The following is a 24,405-nucleotide window of genomic DNA, read 5'->3' as shown; positions in this document are numbered from 1 at the left end:
GGTTCCCGGCTAATATGTATGTGCTTAATCATATTTGTTTTTTTATAAATTCATTCTGGATGATAATTAAATCAGGAAAGGATAGGAAAGGATAATATTAAGCTAAAAAATTAGCCTTAAAATTTACTAGTACTTCCACTTTATTTTAAGTAATTAAACTTGCTTGAAAAGTTAACTCACTCAAAAGATTTATATATAAAAAAACCCTAACAGTTACTTTCGGTGATGGGGTTCACCATTAAATGCTTTTATAAGAAGCTGATGACTCCTGGAAAACTTGAAAAAACAAAGGAAGAAGCAAAAATGTTAGATAAAAATGCATTACTAGGTAATACTATCTTAAAATATCATTCTATTTTAAAATACCCAACTATTTTGAATTACGTTTATTATTTGAATGGTAAAGATAAATTCAAGACTAAAATAGTTGAATTTCAGTTGGAAAATACTCCTCTACAAACTATTTAATCAGGAAGTGTTTCTAAATGGAATTTCAACATGTTGCCTTTAGCGTAGCCATCATAATCTTACTCGGTTTACTCTCAAGCAAAATCTTCAAAAAGGTTAAACTTCCAGGATTATTGGGAATGCTATTTTTGGGCATAATAATTGGCCCTTATGGTTTTAACCTAATTGATAACGCCATACTTAATATATCTGGAGATTTAAGGGCAATCGCACTTATAATAATCCTTTTGAGGGCAGGTTTTGGCATCCACATGGAGGGACTGCGTAAGGTAGGAATGTCCGCGGTTAAAATGAGCTTTATCCCTGATTTGATGGAGGGATTAACTGTAATGTTTGTATCCTGTTATCTCATGGGGTTTTCCCTTGTTGATGCCGGGATGTTAGGATTTATCATTGCAGCTGCATCTCCTGCAGTTATCGTCCCACAGATGCTTTCCTTTATAAAAAGGAGAATGGGAACCCAGAAAGAAATCCCACTTATCATATTAACCGGTGCATCTGTGGATAATGTCCTGTCCATAACCCTGTTTTCAATATTCGCGGGGATGTACGGAAGTCAGCACGTAAATTACTTAATGACCTTCCTCAGCATCCCCCTACAATTTGCACTGGGAATTTTGTTCGGTTTGATCACTGCAGTCATCCTGATATTCGTCTTCAAACGCTTTAATATACGTAATACAGAGAAAACATTGATAATTTTAGCATCTGCTATTCTATTAAAGAATTTAGGGGATGTTTTAAGTAGTATGGTTCCTATTGCAGCTCTGATAGGCGTTATGGTAATTGGGTTTGTGATACTGGAGAAAATGCCAGAACTGGGAATGGAAATATCAAGTAAACTGGATAAAATATGGATATTTGCAGAAATACTACTCTTTGTACTGGTTGGAGCACAGGTGAATATTCAACTGGCAGCCTCATTTGCAGTGGTTGGTCTTGCCATAATCTTAATTGGTTTAACTGCACGCAGTGCCGGGGTTTACCTGTCACTAATGGGGTCAAAACTCAATTTAAGGGAGAAAATCTTCTGCATAATTGCATACACACCTAAAGCCACAGTCCAGGCAGCCATAGGGGCAATACCCCTTTCCATGGGGGTGGCCACAGGTCCGGAAATTCTGGCTATAGCAGTGATTGCCATACTTTTCACAGCACCTTTGGGTGCTTGGGGAGTGAACTGGTATGGTGAAAAAGTTCTAAAACCAAATGAATAAGATTTTGACAAAATTAAGGTTTTGACAAAATTAAAGGAAAAATTTCAAAAAAAGAAGGAAAAACAGGGGTAGTGTAAAATAAATTAGGGTAGTGTAAAACTATCCCCTTTTCTGGTAGGTGTAGAAACCGTATCCCAAAATTATTATAATTGCCAGCCAGTAGGTGTACACTAAAAATGTGGGCAAAGCAAAGTAAAGAATTGCCAGTATAACACCCAGTACCATCATTAAAATACCGTTTATTTGATTGCTCATTTTTCCCAACTCCCTTTAAATTCTTATATATTATTTTTTTCTTTTTTCTTTTAAGAGTTTTCCCATTTACAAATAACCGGGACATCTGTTTTCTTTTTATTCACTTTTTCATATGCTCATCAAATTCAACCTGCTTTTTTCTTTGATGGTAAAAATATGCTGGTAATGAATCCTAAAAGCAGGATCAATGATAAAACAGTGAATGTCTGTTTCATTGCAGAGCTTATGGATGAATCAATGATCTGGGCTGAGTAGGGTACCAGTTCAGGTGGTATGGAAGGAGTACCAGTTTGCATTTTTTCCACGTAGCCTATAAGACCCTCCTGAATTTCTTGAGTGGACATGTTACTGGCTACTCCAGCTGTTTCTATTCCAGATGTCAATCCACCGAATATGCCCAGCAAGAGTAAAACTCCGATAAGGGCAGTTCCCAGGGAGTAACCCAGATTTTTGAAGCAATTGAGTAATCCAGAAGCATCAGTTTCCTGGTCATCTCCTGCTGCTGACATGGTGATATTGGTTAACTGGGAAAGCAGTAAACCCACACCCACACCAAAGACTACAGTACCAGGCACCAGATCTATTATCTGCGTGTTAATGTTGAACACTCCTCCCAGTATGTATGTTCCTCCTGCTGCAATCAAAAATCCAACCATAATAATATATTTGGACTCAAGAGAGGATGATAATTTAGCACCAATGAGTGAAAAGACAAGGATAGTTATTGAGGCGGGCAGGAGGGCCAAACCAGTATCAAAAGCACTTAGTTTGGTAACCTGCTGCAGGAATACCGGTATGATGAAAAGAAAGCCGGCCAGTGGTATCTGCTGTATAACCGAATTCAGGTTTCCCAGCCCAAACACACGATTTTTCAGTAGGCTTATATCTGATAATGGTTCCATACCTTTTTTGATTCTTCTTCGCTCCCACCATAAAAAGACTACAAAGAGAACTGCACCAGAACCTATCAGTACTGAAACATATTCCCAGTTTTGAGGTTTGGTAAGAAGTAAAATGCCCAGAACAATCAGTATCAGGGAAACTATGGAAAGTAATGCTCCCACTATGTCTAAATCTTTCCATTTAAGGGTTGGTTTTGATTCGGTTAAGTAATGTCTGAACAGTAATATAATCACAACAAATACCAGTTCGGATCCAAATACCAGTCTCCAGCTTAGGTAGGTGGTGAAAACCCCTCCCACTATGGGCCCCACAGCAGCACCCACCGCTGCAATACCACCCCAAATCCCAAAAGCCGTGACTTTGTCCTTACCCTTGTAACTGGCCCCTACCAGGGTAGTGGTGGCTGGGAGAATCATAGCAGCACCAATACCTTCCAGAACAGCCCATCCTAAAAGTAGCATCCCTGCATTAATACTTAAGGTAGCGGTGATGGTCCCGGAAGCATAGATAATCAGCCCTATGAGGAATGTTTTCCTCCTGCCCAGAATATCCTGAATTTTACTCCCCAGTAACATAAAAGAAGCAATAATAAGAGCATAAAGTGCAATAATAGATTGAATAACAGATAAACTAGTGTTTAACTCCACAACCAACGTGCTTATGGCCACATTCATTGCAGATGAATCTAAAACAATGATAAAGATTGCCATGCAGGCAATTAAAACTACTCCCCATTTGTATGGACTACTGCTCATTAATAACCCCCTGAATTATCAACACTTAAATCAAACAGTTATCAGTTGAACTATTTATGTATATTATCATTAATATACCTTTTAAAGTGTTTTTGGCAAGTTTTGCCATGGATATATGCTAAGTTTAATTGGATGTTTGTTTCATGTTACGGAATTGTAGACTATAAATTAAGGAAAAGGGGGAATAGTTATAAGTTTTTTAAAAAACAAAATATTGATAACATTTAACAATGGGATATTATGTGTAGTTAAAATGATATTATGCGTAGTTAAAATTAATATCTTTCTTGGAGATTTCAAAAAAACCCTCGGAGATTATTCAAAAATATTGTATTTTACTAAAGATCCTTGCAGATTACTGAAAATGGCATAGATTATAATGGTTTTGCTCGGATAAGGAGGTCAATGGATGGGACAAAGAGATCTTAATGGTGCTGAATTAATTGGTGCGATAATAGATAGCTCTCCTATCCCTCAATTTATCATCAATCCGGATCACAAGGTTATTTTTTGGAATAAAGCCCTGGAAAAATACACAGGAATCAGTGCAAGTGAAATACTGGGAACAGACAAACACCGTACTGTATTGTATCATGAAGAAAGACCATTAATGGCGGATTTGTTGGTGGACCATGATCTAGAGGGGTTACACAGATGGTACAAGAATAAGTTCAGAAAATCCCCTTATGTGGAGAATGCATTTGAAGCCGATGATTTCTTCCCTGATGTTGGTGAAAATGGCATATGGCTTTATTTCACCGCTGCAGAAATTAAAGATGATGAAGGTAATATTATTGGTGTTTTGGAGACACTGGAAGATATCACCCAACGTAAAAATATGGAATTAAAACTGAGGCATTCTGAAGACGAATGGGAATTTACCTTCAATGCATTAACTGATCCAATAGCCATTATAGATGTGGACCATAACATAAAAAAAGTCAATAAGGCCATGGCCAAGGGTTTAAACCGGGAATCACCTGACCTGGTTGGTGTGAAGTGTTATTCCGTGGTTCATGGTACCAGCGAGCCACCATCTTTCTGTCCCCACGTCCACCTCATAAATGATCAGCGTCCCCACACCAGTGAATTCTTCATTGACCGGCTCCACGGAGATTACAGTGTCTCAGTTTCACCTATAATCGATGATGATGGTCAGTTAAGGGGTAGTATCCATGTGGCTCATGATGTGACAAAACGTCGACAGATGGAGATTGCCTTAAAAGAGAGTGAAGAAAAATTCAGGGAAGTGTTCAACAATGCCAATGACATGATCAGTCTGAACCTCATGAAAGAAGATGGTCTCCCTGGGAAATTTATGGAGGTAAACCAGGTCGGTCAGGAAAGACTGGGTTACAGTCGAGATGAATTTCTGCTTATGTCTCCTGCTGATATTGTGGCCCCTGATTTCCGGGATAAAATGCCTGAAAATGCAAAAAACCTAAATAAACATGGTTATGCTAATTTTGAGATCACACACGTTACCAAGGATGGAAAAAGAATACCAGTAGAAATTAGCAATCACCTGTTCCATCTTCAGGGCCAGGAAGTGGCCATTGCTGTTACCCGTGATATCAGTGAACGTAAGAAAGTTGAAAATGCTGTGGTGGAAAGTGAGAAAAAATATAGAACCCTGTTTGAAAACATGCTGGAAGGCTTTGCCTACTGTAAAATGCTCTTTAATGGAGAAGGTCAACCATGTGACTGGGTATATATTGATGTCAATCATGCTTTTTATAAACTCACCGGCCTTAAAAACATCGAGGGGAAAAAGGTAACGGAAGCTATTCCGGGTATTATAGAGGCACAACCAGAATTATTTGAGATATATGGTCGTGTGGCCGTGACTGGGGTGCCTGAAACTATTGAGATCTATTTCAAACCCCTCAAAATATGGCTGAATATATCGGTATTCAGCCCGGCTAGGGATTACTTTGTGGCTGTTTTTGAAAACATAACCAAACGTAAAAATGCAGAAATGGCTTTAAAAGAAAGTGAAAAGAAGTACCGTCTTATTTCTGAGAATTCAGGGGATGTGATATGGATGATGGACTTAGACTCCCAGATGTTTAGTTATGTAAGTCCATCAGTCCATAAATTAAGGGGTTTCACTGCAGAAGAAGTGTTAAAACAGTCCCTGGAGGATGTGTTAACCACTGAATCATACCAGTACATAATGGAAAGGTTACCACTGAAAATCCAGGCTTTCCTTTCGGGAGATGAATCTGTTAGAATGCAAACATTCCGTGTTGATCAGGTATGTAAAGATGGCAGCACAGTTCCCACAGAAGCTGTAACTAATATAATGACTGATGATGAGGGAAACATAACTGGTGTTCTCGCGGTTAGTAGAGATATCACCCAAAGGCTGGAAATGGAAGAAGAAATACAACAGTCCCTCCAGGAAAAGGAAATGCTACTTAAAGAAATCCATCACCGGGTTAAGAATAATCTTATGATCATTTCCAGTCTCCTGAATCTTCAGTCTAGATACATAAAAGACAAAGAGGCTTTAAGTATTTTCAAGGAGAGCCAAAGCAGGGCAAACTCCATGGCACTTATACACGAAAGACTGTACAGATCCGATGATCTAAAACGGATAAACTTCGGTGATTACATCCGAAAACTTTCAAATGACCTTTTCCGCACTTATGTGGCTGATAATGGTAGGATAAAATTGAATATTGATGTTGAAGATGTGATGATGGACATCAACACTTCCATTCCATTGGGTCTGATTCTGAATGAACTAGTATCAAACGCCCTTAAACATGCTTTCCCTGGGGATATGGGTGGTGAAATAAACGTTGTTTTCAAATCATCAGGGGATGATTACCAGTTAACAGTTAGTGATAATGGTATTGGATTACCCGCGGATCTGGACTATAAAAATACAGACTCACTTGGAATGCAACTGGTTAATAATTTAACTGGCCAAATTGATGGAAATCTTGAATTAGACGCCACTAACGGAACTAAATTCAGTATTATATTCAAAGAAAGAAAGTATGGTAAATAAAAAATGTAGCAAATTCCATTAGGGTAAAATAAGTTTGAGGTTTAAATGAATTGGAAAATCACCCTTAAATTACTTAAAACACCGGAAAAATTAGGTCGATTATCAGGGGTATTAGCTTATGAGCATTATTTTAACCTTTTAGATTTAAACAAAAAAAATTTGAAGGTTATTAAGATGGAAAGGTCTTAAGATGGATATTTCCAATAAATCCAGAAAATCCAATAAATCCAGAGAACAACTTTTAGCTGAGCTGAAAGCTTCGTATGAGGAAATTTCCACACTGAAAGAGGATAACCAGAAACTTAAAACGGATAAGCAGAATATCCTAAAAACTAATCAGAATCTCCTAAATGTTAATCAAAATCTCCAAAATGATAACCAGAGGGATGATTCTTGCCAGGATAGGTTCATATCCCAAACTGCCCTTGATTTTTTGGAATTACCCTTAAATCAGGATATTTACCATTTCATCGCAGGAAAAATAGGGCATCTAATTGATGAGGGCTTTGTAATTATATTCATTTACCATCCTGATTTGGATATTTTTAAAATAAAGAGCATGGCTGGTGACCCCCTAAAAATTAAAATTCTCATGGATACTCTTCCTGAAGAAGATTGGTATAATTTTAATATTCAATGGAATGCTTTTTCCCCTACAAGTAGGAAAATGCGGGCAAAAAATCAACTGTACCTGCTTGATGTTGGGTTTTTTGAGATTATGGGTGGACAGTTACCACAGGAAGATTGTCGTAATCTTGAAGAAAACTTAGACATAGGTCATATCTATGTTATTGGGTTTGGATGGGATGATAAACTCTATGGGAGTGCTGTTATCTTCTCGAGTAATGAAAAACCCCTTGAAAATTGCAGTTCAATTCAAACCCTGGTGAACCTGGCAGCAGTGGCATTAAAAAATAGAACTGCTGAGGAGGCATTGCGTGCTAATGAAGAGAAATTCCACAAGCTCTTTGACAATGCCAATGATGCCATCTTCCTGCACAAGCTCACCGAAGATGGAATTTCTGGAAAATTTGTTGAGGTCAACAGTGTAACCAGCCAGATACTTGGTTACACCCATGAAGAACTCCTTGAAATGTCCCCTCGAGATATTGAGGATATTGAATCATTTGCGGGTTCTGAATACATGGACAATCTCCTTAAAAATGATAAAATCACCTTTGAAACATCTCTCATATCCAAGGATAATCTTAAAATACCAGTTGAGATCAGCACTCATATTTTCACCTTGAACAGGGATAAACTATCTTTATCCATTGCCCGGGACATAACTGAACGCAAGAAGATGGAAGAACAGCTCCAGGTTTCTCTTGAAGAAAAAGAGATGCTTTTAAGGGAAATTCACCATAGGGTTAAAAACAATCTGATGATCATCTCCAGTCTTTTGAACCTCGAATCCCGTTATATTGAGGATCAAGAAGTTCTGAATGTTTTTAAAGACACTCAAAATCGTGCCAGATCAATGGCCCTTATTCATGATCGATTGTACCAATCAAGCCATTTTAAAAGCATAAATATTGGGGATTACATCAGTACCCTGGCTGCTGATCTTTTCAAAACATATACTGCTGATTCTGACCTTGTAACCCTTAATTTAAATGTTGATGATGTAATGTTGATATTAACACCATGATCCCGGTGGGACTCATTGTAAATGAACTTCTATCCAACTGCCTGAAACATGCATTTCCTGATGATAAGAGTGGTCAAATAGACATAAAATTCCATTACAATCATCCAAAATATTTATTAATTATCGAAGATGATGGTGTTGGATTTCCGGAAAATATTGACCATAAAAAATCAAAATCACTGGGTTTACGACTGGTGGACATTTTATCAGATCAGATTGATGGAACAGTAGAGCTTAAAAGGGATAAAGGAACACAATTTTGTATAGAGTTTGAAGAAAAAAAGTATGTATACAAGTAGAAGTATGTGTACAGTTATAACAGTACGTTTACAAGTATAATATTTGAAGTAAATGAGAATTTCCCTGACTAATATTGGAATACTTATACTCAAGGGAAAAACTATTAATACTCCACTCTATTACTCTTTATATATTCTGGAAATGCATAAATTAACTCTCCCTTTATATTATAAAGGCATAAAAACCATAAGAACTATACAAATATGAAATAAATTAAATATGATTAGGTGAATTCATGAGTAAAGATGAACAAAGAATACTGAAGGAGCTTAATTCAAGGATGAAAGAATTTAGAGCAGCTTTGCAGGATGAACAGAAGAAACAGGATCTTCAGGATAACATTCCAGGTTCACAAGTTCTTATCAGATTTGAAATATTTCTCCCATCCCAAAATCCAGAGGAATTTGTGGATGGTTTATTCCTGTACCTGAATGATGAGGGTGAAATCTCCAATGCAGAGTACTACTTCAGGGATATGTCTGATGTGGAAGTAATAAACATACCTGAAGAAGATCTCCCAGTTATTAAAGATCTTTTCGGTGATGCATTTACTCTCGAAGTTGAGTAAATAGTTTCAAAAAGGGCAAATAGTTCTAAACATGCAAATAGTTTAAAATAAGCAGTTAATTTAAATAGGCACTGCTTTAAAAGCGAAATAAATAGCTATTGAGATATATCATTGAGATAAATAGCTATTCTGGGAAAAAATTATAATAATTTTTTTTCTCATAAACTAGCTTTAAAGACCTATTTTTTAAAACCTTTTGATAATTTTTAAAATCATTCTTACCTACTTTTTTGATTCTGAAGAGTATAAGTGCATAAAACTAACTAAATTTTAATAGGATTGCACTTGCATTTAGAAATCATTATACTTGATGAATTTCATTATTATACTTGATAAATCGTTACTGAATACGATGATTATCAAGTAGAAATGGATACATTGATTTTATAATTATTCAAATAACACGTTATTTCAAATAAATTTTTCAAGGGGATTTTAAGCCTGGAATTTATGTTGCAAAGTTTATATATGTGAAAATTTATAAATATATAAATAATTTAAACAAGATGGTAAAAATAAGCAGCCTAAATGCCTTTTAAAAGGTTAATATTAGGATTTTGGGGTATTGGTGTATAATTAGCTTTCAATTAATTTCAGATATTTTACTTTAAAAAATTATTTCAACATGGTTTTTATGATTCCATTTGGTTAATATAATCCTGATTTACTCACCACACCACTAAAAACTGTTTTTACCATGATTACTGGAGGATAAAAATGCGAAGTTTTGAGAAATTAACTTCTTACATCCCACTTAGAAAGTCAGAATCAGGAGGATCTAAAAATATAGGACTCCTGGTAGATGGCCCCAATATGTTGAGGAAGGAATTCAGCCTTAATTTAGATCTTGTAAGGGAGATAATAGCAGAATATGGTAACATGAGGGTGGGTAAAGTTCTTTTGAACCAGTATGCCTCTGATAAACTCATTGAAGCCATAGTAAACCAGGGATTCACACCAATTGTGGTGGCAGGAGACACCGATGTTTACATGGCAGTTGAGGCCATGGAACTGATTTACAATCCTAATATTGATGTAGTAGCCCTTATGACCCGGGACGCTGATTTTTTGCCCATCATCAATAAAGCTAAGGAAAATGGGAAAGAAACCATAGTTATTGGAGCAGAACCTGGATTCAGTGCAGCACTACAAAACTCGGCAGATGATGCCATAGTCCTGAAAGCAGAAAGTCCTAAAAAATATCCCAAGGATGACTGAAATGCTTATATGTTCTTCCTTGGATGAAGTAAAAAGAAGGGAAGCTGCTTTCAGATTCATTGCCACCACAGTAAATCATGAAGGAAGATCCAGTTTATACGACCTTTCAGGCCTAGCCGGAGGATTTCCTGTAAAAAAATCAGACCTCCCCTTCCTGGAAACCTATTCTGGTCCTGCTATTTTTGAATTAAGTCTGCAGAAAGAGGGAAAAAAGCATCTGGGTGGAGAAAAAGTAGCTGCATTCAACCGAACCAGTGCTGCCATACTTGCCACTATCCTGGCCCTGGTAAAACACGGGGAAGAAGTACTACACTACTTACCTGAATTACCTTCACACCCCTCCATTCCTCGCAGTGCGAAACTTCAGGGTGCATCCTATGCTGAATTTGATAATATTGGGGATTTCCAGCTTAGTGAGAAAACATCCCTGGTGGTCATAACCGGATCCACCATGGATCACCAGGTAATTCCTTTAGATGATTTTGAGAAGATAATCCAGATTTCCCACAAGAAACAGATCCCTGTATTGGTTGATGATGCATCAGGAGCACGGATACGTACTGTTATCTACAATCAACCACGAGCACTGGACATGGGGGCAGATCTGGTTGTAACCAGCACGGACAAACTAATGAATGGGCCCAGGGCTGGTTTGATGGCAGGTAAAACCGAGCTTATTAACCAGATAAAAGATAAATCGCACCAATTTGGGCTGGAAGCCCAGCCACCCATTGTTGCAGGGATAGTTAGGGCACTGGAGGCTTTCAATCCCCAGAAACTTTTAAATTCCATGGATAGGAGAGATAAACTCAGTATCATGGTGGGGAACGTGTTGAGTGGAGTGAAGAAAACACCCACTGGATTTATGATTTCTGCATCGAACCTGAAAAAAGAAATCATTCCCCATGAACTTGATGGTTCCCTTTCTGATCGTGAATGTGCAACTTTAATGGCCATGGTACTTTTAAAAGAACATCATATCATTACCATTCCAGCCTTGGGAATGCCTGGAGTTTCCACAACCATCCGTTTTGACCTGTCCGCAGCAGATGCAGAAAACTTGGATGATACCCAGATAGTACATGCCATTAAGGATTCAATAAAACGGGTCAGGGAAATGATAGCCGATGAAGAAACCTGTTTGAATGTGTTATACGAGTAAATTAGATGAGTGGATGGGACCTGATTTAGAACTCGTTTTGATTAAACTTGATTCATGGTAACGTGATTAATCCGGTGAATGATTAATCAAATGGACTTATCTACTCTAAACCAATACTACTTTTCACTTTTTTCTAGATACAACATTTTTTAGAAATGATAATCATAAAAACTAGAAATAATCATCTTTTAGAAATAATAATCATCTTAAAAATGATAATTAACAAACTAAGATAATTAACAAATTAAAGTGTATAGCACCGATTATTTGTGGTAAAATGATAAAAATCAATGGATCATTTGGAGAAGGTGGAGGGGCTCTTTTAAGGGTTTCAACTGCTCTTTCTACTGTAACTGGGAAAGAATTTACCATTTCTAATATCCGCAGCGGTCGTCCCAAACCCGGGTTAATGCCCCAGCACTTAAACTCAGTCAAGGCCCTGGCTAAGCTCTCCAGTGCAGAGGTTACTGGATTGGAATTAGGTTCAACCCATATAACTTTCACTCCAGGACCATTAAAAGGGGGAAAACTGGAAATTGATGTTAAAACTGCAGGTAGTGTAACATTGATCCTTCAGGCCTTGATTATTCCCTCCTTATTTGCAGATCAGGCGGTGGAAATTAAGATCAGGGGTGGTACTGATGTTAGATGGGCTCCGCCCTTTGATTATCTGGAACGAGTAACCCTCCCAGTGTTGCAGTCCATGGGCATTGACATAAATCTGGAGTTATTGCAAAGGGGTTATTATCCTCGTGGTGGGGGTATTTTAAGTGCACGGATTGAACCGGTGAAGAGACTGAAACCATTAAATCTCCATGACCTGGAAGTGGATATTATCCGGGGAATATCCTACTCCACCCTGCTCCCTTCCCATGTGGCCATCCGACAGGCCCAATCTGCTGAGAAAAAACTGAAAAAGGCAGGATATGAAGTAGACATTGAGATAAAGTCAGATGATGATAACAATGCGCTTGGTCCTGGTTCTGGATTGTTACTATGGAGTGAGGTTAAAAATAAAAACATACCCTGTGTTGGTGCCAGTTCCCTAGGGAAACCCGGTAAAAAAGCAGAAATCGTAGGAATAGAAGCAGCAGAAGAAATTTTATCATTTTTATCAAGGGGAGCACCCCTGGACCGGTACATGGGTGATCAGATCATACCCTACCTGGCTCTTGTTGGTTCATCTTCTATTATTGGTTCATCCTCCATTGATGGTTCATCATCATTTAATGGTTTTTCATCCATTGCTAGTTCATCATCCTTTACTGGTTCATCATCGGTCCGGGTATCAGAGTTAACCCAGCACACCCTCACCAATATCTACGCTGCTGAAATGTTCACCGATAAAAAGTTCCAGGTAAATGGTAGTTTGGGGGAAATTACCACAATCAGTGTTTGAACCGTTACCATTTGACAAACCGTTACCATTTGACAAACCGTTACCATTTGACAAACCGTTACCATTTGACTATATAGTTTGAATAAAATTTTACCATCTTACCACATAGTTTGAATAAAATCAATTAAAAAAATAAGTAAGGGGATTAATCTCAGGTAAACTGATTTTATTGAATCCCCTAAATATCCATCTTTAATAATCAGCTTCAGTTAATAGCTTCAATTAATCAGCATCAGTTAATAGTTTCAATTAACCAGCTTCAACTGATCTTTACAACTCTCCAGGGTGTTTGATCAATTATTGCTCCAGATTTAATTGCATCAACGCTTATAATGAAATTGGGATTGTTTTTGAAAAGATCAGAAGGTATTCCCATTATTAATGTATTGTTTTTAACAATTAATGGAATATTTTTCATGGTTGTATTGCCATTTACATCCTGCTGTATCTGGGCAGTTCCATTGTGCACAGAAATATTCACCCTTTCAGTTCCACCAGTATTAAAAATATTCATACGAACATCATACACTGCACTTGAGGAAGGTTCACCCACTGTTTTTATGGATACCCATGAATTTCCATTAACAGAATTATCATTAACTTTCATCCCCACTGATATTATGTCCATTGATTTTTCTTTTCCCTGATATTTCCCATCACCGGCTGCATCATAAAATAGGTCGGTTAAATTTACAGAACCAGCAGCAAAATCACTAATTGATGAATTATCCGTGGACTTTGATACATTCAATGCAGGATACTTCGCGAATAATTCATTTTCACGCAGGAAGGACCGAAGGTATGATGAAGGGACAATTTGGGTCTTATATTCCTGGAATGATTGCTCTTTAAAACGTTGTTCTAATGTGGTGAGGTTAAACACAAACCATTCTGGACCATTTTCAACTCCCACCATCTGTTTCGGTGGGACCAGATAATATTCTGGATAATAACTCCTGGGACTGGGCCAGTTAGGTGGTAAATGTAACAGGTAGGTGTATTTAGTTCCATTGTACCCTGTTTCCTGGGTGACGTACTCTAGAAAACCACTGGTGGCCTGGTGATCAAACTGTTCATCATCTCCACTGGGATAAATGATAATTGTGGGTTTAAAATCTGTGATTATTGTCTCCAGATTCCCAGCCACGTTAGCACCGCAGTAAGTGGCATTTTCCTGGAATGCATATTGATAAGTTACCTGTTTGGAACCATCCGAAGCAGTGAAAGGATTACTGTAATCCCAGTTATCATTTAGAAGATTTCTCAAACTTCCATCTTTGTAACCTAGGAATGTAACGTTATCTTCACTCAGGCCCAGTGTTTTTGTCCCGTTGATTGTTTCATTATGTCTGGTAAGTGGTGAAGTTTTGGTGTCATTACCATCAGTCATCACCACCACCTTAACTGGTATATGGTTCTCCACTGCGTAACGAATTACCCCTCCATTGCAGATGGCCTCATCATCAGGGTGAGGTGCCACAATCATCACCCGGTCTCCTGAGTTCATCGAAGGTCCTGCAGGAAAATCTGGAGGATAAAATGGGAGTTGTGAGTATGAAAACGCCATTGTAGTTAAAGAAACTATCAAAACTAATAACAGAATTAATTTATATTTTAGATCCATGTAAAACTCCTTCAATCAATTTTAGGTTAGAGATTAAGTCTTTTGAATATTAAGAGTGTCCTTTTGAATAATTAATTTATTTTCAGGTCGGTTTGTGAATTAATTACGTGTGAAAATTTCTTAAGTTCATGTAATGGTAATTTAATAAAAAATTATTTAATAAAAAAAATAATAGGTATACAATTCCATTTATAATTTACCTTTATAGTGTATGCATTCTCCGGATATGACTTTTTGCAAGCTACCATCGTCCATTTCCAGGATAAGAATTCCTTCTTTGCTTATACCTACTGCTTCTCCTCGAACTGTTCTGCCTTTCTGGTGAACTTCCACATACGATCCAATGGTTTTGGAAAGCCTTCGCCACTGGTTAAGAATTTCTGTTAATTGGCCCTGTGTAAACTCATTGTAAAGGTTTTCAAAGTTCACCATGAAATCCTGCACCAGTTTTACTCCAGGAATTTCCTTATCCAGCTCTCTTTTGAGGGATGTTGCACCTTCTCGCAGTTTTGGGGGGAAAGCTTCCACATCGACATTGAGATCAATTCCAACACCAACCACTACGTATTCCAGTTCTTTGCCACGGGCACTGGCTTCAGTTAGTATTCCACAGACCTTTTTTTCGCCGATTAATATATCGTTGGGCCATTTTATGCCCACATCCAGATTACAATCCTGTGCCAGTGTTTCGGCAACTGCCACTCCAGTTACCAGGGTTAATAAAGGTGCCTGAGATAAGGGAATGTCTGGTCTGAGTATTATGGTCATCCAAACCCCACCTGAGGGTGATAACCATTTTTTACCCCTTCTACCTTTACCACTGCGCTGGCTTTCAGCTATGATAATGGTTCCTTCGGGTGCACCTTTCTCGGCCAGTTCTTTGGCAACTTCGTTGGTGGAATCCACTTCGGAGTAGTGATGAATTTCCTGTCCAATGAAGTTGGTGGTCAGGTCTAGTTGTATTTCGTAAGGTAAGAGCCGGTTAGGTGTTTTGATGAGACGATAACCAAGTTCAGGGGATGAATCAATTATGTAACCCTCTTTTTTTAGTGATAGTATTTCATCTTTCAGCTGGGTATCGGATATACCTGCATCTGATGTTAATTGGTCACGGGATACATATTCATCCTTTTGTGTACGGAATTTTTTTAAAATCTGTTTTTGGGGCATTGGGACCACCTTCCAATCCTACTGATTTAATCATTACACTTTTTATTAGTTTTTTGGTAAATTTTATTTATCATTATTTCTCATTTCTTTTGGTTAGCCATGGAACTGGTGATGTGGCTTGAAACAGCCGCTGAAACCGCGGCAACTCTTTTAGATGGTAGGAATGTTGATTTAAGTCGGGCTTCTTTTTCTTTGTCTTCCTTGATGACTTTTTCCATGTTGTCCATAATTTCCTTACGGTATTCATCCACAAAGTGTGTGTGTAACTTTGCTTCCCAGAAATTAGGGCTTAACATCATGGATTTATGGAAAGGAATGGTGGTTTTCACTCCCAGAATAATGTATTCCGAAAGGGCCCGTTTCATTCTGGTTATAGCTTCATTACGGTTACGTCCCCAGACAATGAGTTTGGAGATCATGGAATCATAGTATGGTGGTATGGTGTAGTTCATGTAAACCCCACTATCTACACGCACTCCCGGACCCCCGGGGGAGCGATAACCAGTTATTTTACCGGGGTTGGGTGCGAAATCTGCCAGTGGATCCTCAGCATTGATCCGGCACTCAATGGCATGACCCCTCACCTGGATCTCATCCTGGGTACAGCATAACTCCCGTCCTGAAGCGATCTTAAGCTGTTCTTTAACCAGATCTACTCCAGTGACCACTTCGGTTATGGGGTGTTCTACCTGGATACGGGTATTCATTTCCAGGAAATAAAACTCTCCATCTGAGTACAGAAACTCTACGGTTCCTGCATTGGTGTACCCAATTGATGAAGCGGCCTTCACTGCGGCTTGACCCATCTTGTTTCGGAGTTCTTCAGTCATAATGGGTGAAGGTGATTCTTCAATAAGTTTCTGGTGTCTGCGCTGTATACTGCACTCACGGTCTGCAACATGGATGGTGTTTCCGTGTTCATCTGCCAGGATCTGGAATTCAATATGGCGTGGTTCCTCCACGTACTTTTCAATAAAGACGGTGGAATCTCCGAATGCAGATGCTGCCACAGATTGGGTGGATTCCAGTGCACGCAACAGTTCATCTTCTTCGTACACTGTACGCATGCCTATACCCCCACCACCAGCCGATGCCTTAACAATTACCGGGTAACCAATGGCCTCTGCAATCTTAAGTGCTTCATCTGGATCAGTCACTCCCTTACTGTTTCCAGGTATTACAGGGACTCCTGCTTTTTCCATGAGTTTACGGGATTCAATCTTACTCCCCATTGCTTCAATTACAGAACCGGAGGGTCCTATGAGTTTTATTCCATCCCTGGCACATTCATCTCCCAGGTGGGAGTTTTCAGCCAGGAAACCGTATCCGGGGTGCAGTGCGTCTGCCCCTGATTTTTCGGCAACTTCCAGGATCCGGGGAATATTCAGGTAACTATCTGCCGGTGAGGGTCCTCCTATACAGTATGATTCATCAGCATACTTGGCAAAGAGTGAGTTTTTATCCGCTTCTGAATACACTGCTACACTCTTCACGTCCAGCTCTCTGCAGGCGCGCATCACCCTGATGGCAATTTCTCCACGGTTAGCAACCAGGACCTTTTCAAACATGATATCTTCCTTTGTATCTTAATCTAAAGTATGTTTATTAATGTTTTTTTGAATACTAATTACTTAAATTCCCTTTAGTCTATAATATCCCATTGTTTAATTAATTATATCTATTATCAATATCTCCTTAAAGATTTTATTGTTAACCATTAAAATCTGGAAATAATTATTTAATTAAATTCTGGAAATAAATTTTTTAATATATTAAGCAAGACAACCTTAAACAAGACAACAATTTAATTAAATCTAGACTTACCATTTAAAAATAAGAAATATCCTCAATTAACAGGATACAATCGATTATCCTATTAAATTTTAATGGAATACCCCATGATAACCAAGAAAAGACAGCTGGAAATGGCACTTCAGGATGTACCTCCCCATCCACATCCTGACCCTAACCTGGAACAGTACCACACACCCTCCATTATTGCCGCTGATGTCATCTGGAATGCACATGCCTGCGGTGATGTCCAGGACCTTAAAGTGGTGGATCTTGGTTGTGGGACTGGAATACTGGCACTGGGCTCGGCAATGATGGGTGCAGTGGAAGTTGTGGGTGTTGATGTAGATAATGATGCACTCCAGGTGGCAAATTCCGAGGCATTAAGGCTCGAAGTTCAGGACAGATGCCATTTTTTGAATATGGATATCAATGATTTCCATGAAATGGCAGATACTGTTATCCAGAACCCACCATTCGGGGCACAGAAAGCCAACCGTAAGGATGGTGATCGCAGGTTCCTTGAAAAAGCACTGGAAGTAGCTCCGGTGGTTTACTCCTTCCACCTGACCAAGACCAGAGAGTTTCTAGAGCTGATGGTGAAGGCACTTGATGCCAGTATCACCAATGTTTTTCACTATAATTTCCCCCTGCCACGCATCTATCAATTTCACCGGGATGAGAAAAGGGAAGTGGAAGTTGTTGTTTTGAGGATAGAGAAAATAGAATAAATTATTCATTAGACTAAATTATCTAATAAAAGAATGATCATCAATTTTGAATTATCTTAATTCAGTACCTACTACATGGACATGACAATATCATATGAAATGACCAAATATTTTTCACAACACTTTTCACTTGTAATATATATTCTCACTCAACCTGATCCAGCCCCTATATATTATAAGGATCAAAAACAGAAATTTAAGAATGTCACTTAACAACATTTCAATTTTCATACCTTCTTCTTTTCTAAGGGAAACAAAAGATTTAAAACTAAAGACATACAAAGTAGGGTTGATTGGCAGATCAGCCGCCCTGTTTCGGGTTACAAAAATCGTTGTTTACAGCGATACTGAAGACTCGGAAGACCAGAAAGGGGTAAAGTTTATTAGTGATATCCTCACTTATATGAATACCCCACAGTACCTTCGAAAAAAGGTATTTCCTATAACCAGGGAGTTGCGGAACGTAGGAATACTTCCTCCGCTTAGAACTCCACATCACCCCACTGGAGAACTCCACCAGGGTGATTTTAGACAGGGACTTACATTAAAAAGGACCAAGAAAGGCACTATTGTTGATATTGGTGCCGACCGGGATGCACTGTGCAAAGAAAAGCTCAGTGTAAATCGGGTATTAAGCTTTAGGGTAGATAAGTTAGGAAAGGAAATTATAATCACTCCTGATGAACCTCAAGTTTATTGGGGGTACGATGTACTGTCTACTTATAAGAGTTTAGATGACAGCATAGATATGTTAAAACCACGACCTGATCTGGTTGTGGGCACATCGCGCTATGCTGAACCCATCACTTCTGTTTTAAACGAAGTAAGAGAGGGGTTAAGGGGCTCCAAACACGCAGCTATTTTGTTTGGTGGTCCGTATTCGGGCTTACACGAATTAATGGGCAACCCCGGGGACGTACTGGACCTGGAGGTTAACACCATCCCTAATCAAGGGACTAAGACTGTAAGAACTGAAGAGGCAGTTTTAGCTACTTTATCAGTATTTAATATGCTAATGGATTAGTTATGCGTTTTATTGCTAACATGACATGGTTAGCAAAGCGCTAATTGGTTAATTAAAGCTAATTGGTTTAATTAAATTTTGATATGGGTAATGCAAATTATAATGCAATACACGCCGGTAGTAGAACACATTTATCGCAATGTATTATAGCAATGCGCTTTGGGCTCTTCTTAGAGAGAGTACACTATGATTAAATGATATATTACGTTCACAAATTTGGAAAAGTGGAAAATTAAGGATTTAAGGAGGAAATATTAGATGGCTAGACATCATCAACCTAGAAAAGGATCAGTTGCATTTAGTCCTAGAAAAAGAGCAGCCAGGGAATCACCCACTATAAGCTCCTGGCCCGAAAGGGAAGAGCCAGGTCTTTTAGGGTTCCCAGGTTACAAGGTGGGCATGACCCACGTGACTCAGCTGGATAACACTAAAAACTCACCCACCGAGGGAATGGAAATTTCCACCCCGGTCACTGTAGTGGAAACACCACCAATAGTGGTAATGGGTATCAGGGCTTACACCCGGACCAGTCGTGGTCTTAAAGCCATGACTGATGTTCTTGCATCAGAATTCGATGAAGACCTGAAACGGAAAATATCCGTACCAGCAGAATACGATTCCGAAGCACAACTGGCAAGTCTCAAAGAGAATTTGGATAAAGTTGTTGAAATCCGAGCACTCATACACACCAAACCCAGAATGGCCAGTGTTCCCAAGAAAAAACCAGAACTAATGGAATGTGGAATTGGTGGAAACAGTGTGGAAGACAAACTGGATTACGCTGCCGGTGTACTGGGAAAAGAAATTAACCCTGCCGATGTTTTTGCAGATGGTGAACACACCGATGCAATAGCAGTAACCAAAGGTAAAGGATTCCAGGGAGTTATTAAACGATGGGGTGTCCGTATACAGTACGGAAAAGCTGCCCGAAGTAGTAAAGCTCGTGTAGTAGGTTCCATTGGACCATGGACCCCAGCCAGAACCATGTGGACAGTACCCATGGCTGGTCAGATGGGATACCACCAGCGTACCGAGTTCAATAAGAAAATCCTCAAAATAGGAGAAGCCGAACAGGCAGATGAGGTTAACCCTAAAGGTGGATTCGTGAAGTATGGTCTGGTTAAAAACAACTACTTACTCCTGAAAGGATCATTACCCGGACCATCAAAAAGACTGGTCATGTTAAGAAAAGCATCAAGACCACACGGAAAACACGATGATGCTCCACAAATATCATATATCAGCACAGCCTCCAAGCAGGGAGTCTAGTTAGGATCAAAAAAGTGATGGGAATGACAAAGATCAAGGTTTACTCATTAGAAGGTAAAGTTACTGGCGAGATGGAGCTTCCAGAAATATTCGGTGAAGACTTCCGACCGGACCTCATAAAAAGGGCGGTCCTCTCTGCTCAAAGTGCCCGTATACAGCCCTGGGGAACAGACCCTATGGCAGGTAAACGAACTACCGCTGAATCATTCGGTGCAGGCCGAGGAGCAGCTATGGTCCCACGTGTGAAGGGTTCAAGACACCCCGCAGGTTCCAAGGGAGCTTTCGTGCCCCAAACAACCGGTGGTAGAAAAGCTCACCCACCAAGGACAGCCAGGATCATCCACGAGAAGATCAACAAAAAAGAAAGAAAACTGGCAATACGCTCAGCAATAGCAGCCACCACCAACCAGGAACTGGTTGAAGCAAGGGGTCACCGGATTGACAACGTACCTCAAATACCATTCGTGGTAGATGATGAATTATGCGGTGTCAAAAAGACCAGCGAAACCAGGGAAATTTTCAAAAACCTGGGAATAATGGATGACGTGGTTCGAGCCAAAAACGGTCGTAAAATCCGTGCTGGTAGGGGTAAAACCAGGGGAAGGAAATACAAAACACCCAAAGGACCCTTACTTGTTGTTGGAGAGGACAAAGGAATCAGTCTAGGAGCTAGAAACCACCCCGGAGTAGATGTGGTAGTGGTGGATAACCTCAATGCAGAACTCCTAGCACCAGGAACACACCCCGGCCGACTTACTGTTTACACTAAATCAGCAATAGAAAAACTGGGAGATTTATTCCAGAACTAGGTAGGTGTCATGAATGGATCCTTACAATATAATAATTAAACCACAGTTAACTGAAAAAAGCATGAACGCCATTGATTACAAAAACGAGTTAACCTTTGTGGTTAGAAGAACTGCAAAGAAAGCTCAGATCAAACAGGCTTTCCAGGAACTCTTTGAAGTTAAAGTGGAACGGGTCAACACTCAGATAAGCTCCCGTGGTGAAAAAATAGCCTACCTTAAACTGGCAGAAGATGCCAGTGCAGAAGACATTGCCGTTAAAATGGGCGTATTCTAGGGAGGATTAAATAATGGGAAAACGATTAATAATTCAGAGGCGGGGAAGAGGAACCCCCACCTACAGAAGTGCATCACACCGTTTCAAAGGAAAAATACAGTACCGTTCATACGATGATATAGAAAAAAATAGCAGTCTCAATGGAAAAGTAGTGGATATCTTCCACGATCCAGGTAGAACTGCCCCTGTGGCCAAAGTCAAGTTCGAAAATGGAGAACAGTTATTGATACTGGCCCCAGAAAGCATAGCTATCAACGATGAAATAGCATGCGGATTATCCGCACCCATAAAACCAGGAAACTCACTGCCACTGGGAGAAATCCCCGAAGGAACACCAGTGTACAACCTGGAAAGAAATCCAGGAGACGGAGGAAAATTCGTCCGATCTTCAGGTACTTACGCTTCTCTTATCACCCATGACGTGGGTAAAGCCATTGTGGAACTTCCCTCCGGGGAATTAAAGGCTTTCAACCCCCAGTGCAGAGCCACCATAGGTGTAGTTGCAGGGGGAGGTAGGAAAGAAAAACCATTCCTCAAAGCAGGAAACCGCCACTATGCTGCAAAAGCTAAAGGTAAAAAGAGCGTGGGAGTGCGTGGTGTTGCAATGAACGCAGTAGACCACCCACACGGTGGTGGAAACCGCCAGCACCCAGGAAGACCTACCACAGTCTCCAGACACGCCCCACCAGGAAGAAAAGTGGGTTCCATTGCTGCTAGGAGAACTGGAAGAAGGAGATAAGTTTAACTTATCCCACTATTCCATTTGGACTGGTTTAAGGATAAATTACGAGAATAAAATAAATGATAAAATAAAAGCTTTTTAAGGAGGAGGCTAATTGGCGAGGAAAGAATTCAAGTATCGCGGTTATACCCTGGAAGAGCTGCAGCAGATGCCACTGGATAACGTCATCCAGTTATTACCATCAACCCAGCGCAGATCCCTGAAAAGGGGATTCTTACCCAGGCAAAAAAAAGTACTAGAGAAGATACGAAAACTGAAAAAAGAAGGAGAAACGGGCGGACGACCTAAAATAATCAAGACCCACTGTAGGGACATGATCGTGCTACCAGAAATGGTGGGTATGACCTTTGGAATCTACAATGGTAAAGAATTTGTGAACGTCCAGATACAGCCTGAAATGATTGGCTGTTACTTTGGTGAATTTGCAATTACCCGACAAAGAGTACAGCACGGAGACCCTGGTATGGGTGCAACACGTTCATCCATGTTCGTGCCCCTGAAATAAGGAGAATTAACCATGGCAAAATTGAAATACGCTTACGAAGGATCTGGAAAAGTAGCCAAGGCAACTGGAAGATCCCTCAAGATCTCCCCCAAACACTCGGTGGAGATCTGCAGAGAACTCCGGGGCATGTACCTTGACGAAGCCAAGGAATACTTAGAAGATGTCATCCAGATGAAAAGAGCTGTACCATTCAAACGGCACAACAAAAAAGTCGGTCACCGAAAAGGACTAAAAGGATGGCCTACTGGTCGTTACCCTAAAAAAGCAGCCACCCAGATCTTAGATGTTCTGGAAAATGCAGAAGCTAACGCTGAATACCAGGGTATGGACACAGAAGACCTTAAAATAATCCATATATCCAGCCACCGAGGTTTCATAATTCGGGGATACATCCCAAGAGCATTCGGAAGGGCCACACCATTCAACACCCCCACCACACATATACAGGTAGTTCTAGGGGAGGCAGAGAGCGCATGATTGAAAAGGACTTTGTAACCGAGGGACTAAAGAGAACCAGAATCGATGAATATCTGGAAAAAGAACTTGACAGAGCAGGCTACGGTGGAATGGAAATACAGGTTACACCCCTGGGTACCATGGTAGTGGTATACGCCGAAAGACCAGGAATGGTAATCGGCCGAGGCGGTAAAACCGTACGGGCCATAACCCAAAACCTCAAAAACAGCTACGAACTGGAAAATCCCCAGGTAGAAGTTAAAGAAGTTGACGTTCCTGAACTTAACCCCAAAATCATGGCTCACAAAATATCAGCCATGCTCCAGAGGGGAATGCACTTCCGCCGTGTGGCATACTCAGCTCTTAGAAGAATCATGGGAGCCGGTGCACAGGGAGTGGAAGTAACCATCTCCGGTAAAATCAGAGGATCCCGGTCCGCATGTGCAAAATTCACCGATGGGTATATCAAAAAATGTGGAGAACCATCCATCAAATATGTGAAACAAGGATTCGCCACTGCACCACTTAAACCTGGTGTACTGGGAATATCCGTACGTATCATGCCTCCAGATGTTGTCTTACCAGATAAGGTGGACATCATCCAGCCCAAAGTGGAAGAACCAGTTGAAAGTAAAGCAGCCGAAGCTGTTGAAGCTCCTACTGAAGAAATCACCGAAGGATCTGCGGAAATCTTAGAAGAGATTACCCAGGAAGCAGCAGAAGAAGCCGCTGAAGTACCAGTGGAAGAACCTGCCAAAGATGATCTCAAAACCAAAGCCACTGAAACCAAGAAGGCAGCTGAAGAAAAGACCGAAGAAGTAGTCCAAAAGGCTACAGAGGTTAAAGAAGCTGTTGAGGAAAAAGCTACTGAGGTCAAAGAAGCAGTTGAGGAAAAGGCTGAAGAAGCAAAAGAGAAAGCTACCAAAGCTAAAGCTAAAGCTACTAAGGCTAAGAAGGCAGCTGAAGAAAAGACCGAAGAAGTAGTTGAAAAGGCTACAGAGGTTAAAGAAGCTGCTGAAGAGAAAGCTACCAAAGCTAAAGCTAAAGCTACTAAGGCTAAGAAGGCAGCTGAAGAAAAGACCGAAGAAGTAGTTG

The 24,405-nt window shown here is 39.9% G+C and carries 22 protein-coding genes, 1 pseudogene and 1 riboswitch; of the genes and pseudogenes, 18 read left to right on the top strand and 5 right to left on the bottom strand.

All coding sequences use genetic code 11. The features are described from left to right. Positions 1-212 precede the first annotated feature (212 nt). Positions 213-278, top strand: a riboswitch (Fluoride riboswitch). Together A994_RS05785 and A994_RS05780 are read left to right on the top strand one after the other, a co-directional pair. Then, a complete protein-coding gene (locus A994_RS05785; protein WP_004030418.1) occupies positions 262-468 on the top strand; it encodes a hypothetical protein in 207 nt (68 codons plus the stop codon). Its footprint overlaps the riboswitch before it by 17 nt. Before the next feature lie 17 nt (positions 469-485). After that, a complete protein-coding gene (locus tag A994_RS05780) occupies positions 486-1,685 on the top strand; it encodes a cation:proton antiporter (RefSeq protein WP_004030417.1) in 1,200 nt (399 codons plus the stop codon). A gap of 99 nt (positions 1,686-1,784) precedes the next feature. On the opposite strand, the gene A994_RS13275 is transcribed toward A994_RS05780, so the two are convergent. Together A994_RS13275 and A994_RS05775 are read right to left on the bottom strand one after the other, a co-directional pair. Next, entirely contained in the window at positions 1,785-1,940 is a 156-nt protein-coding gene (locus A994_RS13275; protein ID WP_157787263.1) for a hypothetical protein, read from the bottom strand. Between the two features lie 125 nt (positions 1,941-2,065). Further along, positions 2,066-3,598, bottom strand: a complete 1,533-nt coding sequence (locus A994_RS05775; RefSeq protein WP_004030416.1) for an MFS transporter — start codon at positions 3,596-3,598, stop codon at positions 2,066-2,068. Between the two features lie 409 nt (positions 3,599-4,007). Here A994_RS05775 and A994_RS05770 point away from each other — a divergent pair, with 409 nt between their 5' ends. The 7 genes from A994_RS05770 (at position 4,008) to rtcA (ending at position 12,915) form a co-directional block, all read left to right on the top strand. Next, positions 4,008-6,617: a PAS domain-containing sensor histidine kinase gene (locus A994_RS05770; protein WP_004030415.1), complete on the top strand. Its 2,610-nt coding sequence runs from the start codon at positions 4,008-4,010 to the stop codon at positions 6,615-6,617. A gap of 190 nt (positions 6,618-6,807) precedes the next feature. Further along, positions 6,808-8,268: a sensor histidine kinase gene (locus A994_RS12860; RefSeq protein ID WP_004030413.1), complete on the top strand. Its 1,461-nt coding sequence runs from the start codon at positions 6,808-6,810 to the stop codon at positions 8,266-8,268. Beyond that, positions 8,265-8,567 (top strand): sensor histidine kinase, encoded by a 303-nt coding sequence (locus A994_RS12855; protein WP_004030412.1) that lies wholly within the window; start codon positions 8,265-8,267, stop codon positions 8,565-8,567. Before A994_RS12860 ends, A994_RS12855 begins: the two co-directional genes overlap by 4 nt. 236 nt (positions 8,568-8,803) lie before the next feature. Continuing rightward, positions 8,804-9,136, top strand: a complete 333-nt coding sequence (locus A994_RS05760; RefSeq protein WP_004030411.1) for a hypothetical protein — start codon at positions 8,804-8,806, stop codon at positions 9,134-9,136. 717 nt (positions 9,137-9,853) lie between these two features. Next, complete coding sequence (locus A994_RS05755; RefSeq protein WP_004030410.1) at positions 9,854-10,354, top strand: TIGR00288 family NYN domain-containing protein; 501 nt, start codon at positions 9,854-9,856, stop codon at positions 10,352-10,354. A 1-nt stretch (position 10,355) separates the two neighbouring features. After that, positions 10,356-11,516, top strand: coding sequence for a TIGR03576 family pyridoxal phosphate-dependent enzyme (locus tag A994_RS05750; RefSeq protein ID WP_004030408.1), 1,161 nt, complete (start codon positions 10,356-10,358; stop codon positions 11,514-11,516). Positions 11,517-11,793: 277 nt separating this feature from the next. Continuing rightward, positions 11,794-12,915, top strand: coding sequence for an RNA 3'-terminal phosphate cyclase (gene rtcA / locus A994_RS05745; RefSeq protein WP_004030407.1), 1,122 nt, complete (start codon positions 11,794-11,796; stop codon positions 12,913-12,915). Positions 12,916-13,174: 259 nt separating this feature from the next. On the opposite strand, the gene A994_RS05740 is transcribed toward rtcA, so the two are convergent. The 3 genes from A994_RS05740 to A994_RS05730 all read right to left on the bottom strand — a co-directional run bounded on the left by A994_RS05740 (position 13,175) and on the right by A994_RS05730 (position 17,277). Continuing rightward, positions 13,175-14,539, bottom strand: a complete 1,365-nt coding sequence (locus A994_RS05740; RefSeq protein WP_004030406.1) for a PIG-L deacetylase family protein — start codon at positions 14,537-14,539, stop codon at positions 13,175-13,177. 189 nt (positions 14,540-14,728) lie between these two features. Then, positions 14,729-15,709: a biotin--[acetyl-CoA-carboxylase] ligase gene (locus tag A994_RS05735; RefSeq protein ID WP_004030405.1), complete on the bottom strand. Its 981-nt coding sequence runs from the start codon at positions 15,707-15,709 to the stop codon at positions 14,729-14,731. Between the two features lie 80 nt (positions 15,710-15,789). Next, the gene (locus tag A994_RS05730; RefSeq protein WP_004030404.1) at positions 15,790-17,277 is read right to left on the bottom strand and encodes an acetyl-CoA carboxylase biotin carboxylase subunit; all 1,488 of its coding nucleotides are present in this window, start codon (positions 17,275-17,277) and stop codon (positions 15,790-15,792) included. A gap of 330 nt (positions 17,278-17,607) precedes the next feature. Here A994_RS05730 and A994_RS05725 point away from each other — a divergent pair, with 330 nt between their 5' ends. The 9 genes and pseudogenes from A994_RS05725 to A994_RS13165 form a co-directional block, all read left to right on the top strand. Beyond that, the gene (locus A994_RS05725) at positions 17,608-18,231 is read left to right on the top strand and encodes an METTL5 family protein (protein ID WP_004030403.1); all 624 of its coding nucleotides are present in this window, start codon (positions 17,608-17,610) and stop codon (positions 18,229-18,231) included. 202 nt (positions 18,232-18,433) lie between these two features. Next, the gene (locus A994_RS05720) at positions 18,434-19,255 is read left to right on the top strand and encodes a putative RNA uridine N3 methyltransferase (RefSeq protein WP_004030402.1); all 822 of its coding nucleotides are present in this window, start codon (positions 18,434-18,436) and stop codon (positions 19,253-19,255) included. Between the two features lie 258 nt (positions 19,256-19,513). Further along, positions 19,514-20,524, top strand: coding sequence for a 50S ribosomal protein L3 (gene rpl3p / locus A994_RS05715; RefSeq protein ID WP_004030401.1), 1,011 nt, complete (start codon positions 19,514-19,516; stop codon positions 20,522-20,524). Positions 20,525-20,547: 23 nt separating this feature from the next. Then, a complete protein-coding gene (gene rpl4p / locus A994_RS05710; RefSeq protein ID WP_004030400.1) occupies positions 20,548-21,333 on the top strand; it encodes a 50S ribosomal protein L4 in 786 nt (261 codons plus the stop codon). Between the two features lie 13 nt (positions 21,334-21,346). Next, positions 21,347-21,607 (top strand): 50S ribosomal protein L23, encoded by a 261-nt coding sequence (locus tag A994_RS05705; protein WP_004030399.1) that lies wholly within the window; start codon positions 21,347-21,349, stop codon positions 21,605-21,607. Between the two features lie 13 nt (positions 21,608-21,620). After that, on the top strand, positions 21,621-22,346 hold the full coding sequence (locus A994_RS05700) for a 50S ribosomal protein L2 (RefSeq protein ID WP_004030398.1): 726 nt from the start codon (positions 21,621-21,623) through the stop codon (positions 22,344-22,346). Between the two features lie 97 nt (positions 22,347-22,443). Continuing rightward, the gene (gene rpsS / locus A994_RS05695) at positions 22,444-22,854 is read left to right on the top strand and encodes a 30S ribosomal protein S19 (RefSeq protein WP_004030397.1); all 411 of its coding nucleotides are present in this window, start codon (positions 22,444-22,446) and stop codon (positions 22,852-22,854) included. A 12-nt stretch (positions 22,855-22,866) separates the two neighbouring features. Further along, positions 22,867-23,331 carry a 50S ribosomal protein L22 gene (locus A994_RS05690; RefSeq protein ID WP_004030396.1) on the top strand — a complete coding sequence of 155 codons (465 nt, stop codon included), beginning with the start codon at positions 22,867-22,869 and terminating at the stop codon, positions 23,329-23,331. Beyond that, positions 23,328-24,074 (top strand): annotated as a pseudogene (locus tag A994_RS13165) (30S ribosomal protein S3); the annotation flags it as partial. The gene A994_RS05690 and the pseudogene A994_RS13165, both read left to right, overlap by 4 nt. Positions 24,075-24,405 lie beyond the last annotated feature (331 nt).

It is taken from the genome of Methanobacterium formicicum DSM 3637 (assembly GCF_000302455.1).
GTDB lineage: Archaea > Methanobacteriota > Methanobacteria > Methanobacteriales > Methanobacteriaceae > Methanobacterium > Methanobacterium formicicum_A.
This window is presented reverse-complemented; position numbering and strand designations above follow the sequence as displayed.

Coding starts and splice junctions, on each gene's coding strand:
- A994_RS05785 (WP_004030418.1), top strand. CDS start 262: ATGACTCCTGGAAAACTTGAAAAAACAAAGGAAGAAGCAAAAATGTTA.
- A994_RS05780 (WP_004030417.1), top strand. CDS start 486: ATGGAATTTCAACATGTTGCCTTTAGCGTAGCCATCATAATCTTACTC.
- A994_RS13275 (WP_157787263.1), bottom strand. CDS start 1,940: ATGAGCAATCAAATAAACGGTATTTTAATGATGGTACTGGGTGTTATA.
- A994_RS05775 (WP_004030416.1), bottom strand. CDS start 3,598: ATGAGCAGTAGTCCATACAAATGGGGAGTAGTTTTAATTGCCTGCATG.
- A994_RS05770 (WP_004030415.1), top strand. CDS start 4,008: ATGGGACAAAGAGATCTTAATGGTGCTGAATTAATTGGTGCGATAATA.
- A994_RS12860 (WP_004030413.1), top strand. CDS start 6,808: ATGGATATTTCCAATAAATCCAGAAAATCCAATAAATCCAGAGAACAA.
- A994_RS12855 (WP_004030412.1), top strand. CDS start 8,265: ATGATCCCGGTGGGACTCATTGTAAATGAACTTCTATCCAACTGCCTG.
- A994_RS05760 (WP_004030411.1), top strand. CDS start 8,804: ATGAGTAAAGATGAACAAAGAATACTGAAGGAGCTTAATTCAAGGATG.
- A994_RS05755 (WP_004030410.1), top strand. CDS start 9,854: ATGCGAAGTTTTGAGAAATTAACTTCTTACATCCCACTTAGAAAGTCA.
- A994_RS05750 (WP_004030408.1), top strand. CDS start 10,356: ATGCTTATATGTTCTTCCTTGGATGAAGTAAAAAGAAGGGAAGCTGCT.
- rtcA (WP_004030407.1), top strand. CDS start 11,794: ATGATAAAAATCAATGGATCATTTGGAGAAGGTGGAGGGGCTCTTTTA.
- A994_RS05740 (WP_004030406.1), bottom strand. CDS start 14,539: ATGGATCTAAAATATAAATTAATTCTGTTATTAGTTTTGATAGTTTCT.
- A994_RS05735 (WP_004030405.1), bottom strand. CDS start 15,709: ATGCCCCAAAAACAGATTTTAAAAAAATTCCGTACACAAAAGGATGAA.
- A994_RS05730 (WP_004030404.1), bottom strand. CDS start 17,277: ATGTTTGAAAAGGTCCTGGTTGCTAACCGTGGAGAAATTGCCATCAGG.
- A994_RS05725 (WP_004030403.1), top strand. CDS start 17,608: ATGATAACCAAGAAAAGACAGCTGGAAATGGCACTTCAGGATGTACCT.
- A994_RS05720 (WP_004030402.1), top strand. CDS start 18,434: ATGTCACTTAACAACATTTCAATTTTCATACCTTCTTCTTTTCTAAGG.
- rpl3p (WP_004030401.1), top strand. CDS start 19,514: ATGGCTAGACATCATCAACCTAGAAAAGGATCAGTTGCATTTAGTCCT.
- rpl4p (WP_004030400.1), top strand. CDS start 20,548: ATGACAAAGATCAAGGTTTACTCATTAGAAGGTAAAGTTACTGGCGAG.
- A994_RS05705 (WP_004030399.1), top strand. CDS start 21,347: ATGGATCCTTACAATATAATAATTAAACCACAGTTAACTGAAAAAAGC.
- A994_RS05700 (WP_004030398.1), top strand. CDS start 21,621: ATGGGAAAACGATTAATAATTCAGAGGCGGGGAAGAGGAACCCCCACC.
- A994_RS05690 (WP_004030396.1), top strand. CDS start 22,867: ATGGCAAAATTGAAATACGCTTACGAAGGATCTGGAAAAGTAGCCAAG.